Below are 1,108 nucleotides of genomic sequence, written 5' to 3' on the forward strand. Positions count from 1 at the left end.
TTCGACGATCTTGGCAACCACGCCGGCACCAACGGTACGACCACCTTCGCGAATTGCGAAGCGCAGGCCGTCTTCCATGGCGATCGGCTTGATCAGGGTAACAACCATTTTCACGTTGTCGCCCGGCATCACCATCTCGACGCCTTCCGGCAGTTCGCACGAACCGGTCACGTCAGTGGTACGGAAGTAGAACTGCGGACGATAGCCCTTGAAGAACGGGGTGTGACGACCACCCTCTTCCTTGGACAGCACGTACACTTCAGCTTCGAACTTGGTGTGCGGCTTGATGGTGCCCGGCTTGGCCAGTACCTGACCACGCTCGACGTCATCACGCTTGGTGCCACGCAGCAGGACGCCGCAGTTCTCGCCAGCACGACCTTCGTCCAGCAGCTTGCGGAACATTTCCACGCCGGTGCAGGTGGTCTTGGTGGTCGGACGCAGACCGACGATCTCGATCTCTTCCTGGACCTTGACGATACCGCGCTCAACACGACCAGTTACAACAGTACCGCGACCGGAGATCGAGAACACGTCTTCGATCGGCATCAGGAACGGCTTGTCGATAGCGCGAACCGGCTCAGGGATGTAGGTATCCAGAGTCTCGACCAGCTTCTTGACCGCAGTGGTGCCCAGCTCGTTGTCGTCTTCGCCGTTCAGCGCCATCAGCGCAGAACCGATGATGATCGGAGTGTCATCACCCGGGAAGTCGTAGGTGGACAGCAGGTCGCGAACTTCCATTTCGACCAGCTCGAGCAGCTCGGCGTCGTCGACCATGTCAGCCTTGTTCAGGAACACGACGATGTACGGAACGCCTACCTGACGGGACAGCAGGATGTGCTCGCGGGTCTGCGGCATGGGGCCGTCAGCAGCCGAGCAAACCAGGATCGCACCATCCATCTGGGCAGCACCGGTGATCATATTCTTCACATAGTCAGCGTGGCCCGGGCAGTCAACGTGCGCGTAGTGACGGACATTGGAGTCGTACTCTACGTGAGCGGTGTTGATGGTGATACCGCGAGCCTTTTCTTCCGGCGCGCTATCGATCTTGTCGAAGTCGACACGAGCGGAGCCGAAAACCTCGGAGCACACGCGAGTCAGAGCAGCAGTC

At 59.5% G+C, this 1,108-nt stretch carries 1 protein-coding gene; it reads right to left on the reverse strand.

Features of this window, described 5'->3' with window-relative positions:
• Positions 1 to 1,108 (reverse strand): elongation factor Tu (gene tuf / locus NAO55_RS20885; protein ID WP_256070322.1); only part of this gene is annotated, 1,108 nt, incomplete at both ends.

It is taken from the genome of Stutzerimonas frequens, assembly GCF_024448335.1.
In the GTDB taxonomy this organism is placed as follows: Bacteria; Pseudomonadota; Gammaproteobacteria; order Pseudomonadales; family Pseudomonadaceae; genus Stutzerimonas; species Stutzerimonas frequens.